Annotated in this window: 2 protein-coding genes; both read left to right on the top strand. The window is 38.1% G+C overall.

The window, feature by feature from the left end; translation table 11 throughout:
- Positions 1-366: BamA/TamA family outer membrane protein (locus ACYVTD_RS15465; protein ID WP_461248589.1), on the top strand; the 366-nt coding region annotated here is incomplete at its 5' end.
- A gap of 9 nt (positions 367-375) precedes the next feature.
- The coding region (locus tag ACYVTD_RS15470) for an OmpH/Skp family outer membrane protein (RefSeq protein ID WP_461248590.1) at positions 376-622 on the top strand (247 nt) is incomplete at its 3' end.

Genomic DNA, 622 nt, shown 5'->3' on the forward strand with positions numbered 1-622 from the left:
TTTATAGGCAGAGGGTGGAGCAGTGAATACCGCAACAAAGGATATTTGCTTTTAGACAGTTGGGTGGAATTGCGGTTCCCGCTTGTTCAGGGTATATTGGCATTTGATTTATTCTTTGATTCAGCAGGGATTGAAACTGAACAAGGGTATTATTTTAATGAAAATTCCAGAGGGGAATCTAACTTTACAATTGAAAATATCAGGTTCAGCTATGGCGGAGGATTGCGGTTTACATTGCCGCAATTCCCAATCCGTTTGAGCTTGGCTAAACGATTTAAAGTAGTAGATAATAAAATTGAATGGCAAAAAGGCGCTATTCCCGGAATAGATATGGATATTGTAATGTCTTTTGTTTTATCATATTAGGAGTGGATTATGTTTAAACGAGTTGTTCTATCTTTATTTTTAATCGTGATGGCTTTTACCGGCGTGTATAGCCAGCAGATTACCCGTTTCGCATTGGTAGATCTGTCAAAGGTATATACTTCATTTTTCCGCGAATCTACGGCGGTAAGGCAATTTGAAGAAAAAAGCGCCAAGGTTCAAAATGAGATCGACAAATTAACGAAAGAAATTCAGGACTTAAGATCAAAGTATGCCGATGCTGTGCTTGCAAATAATG

Source organism: Treponema sp. R6D11, assembly GCF_054786075.1.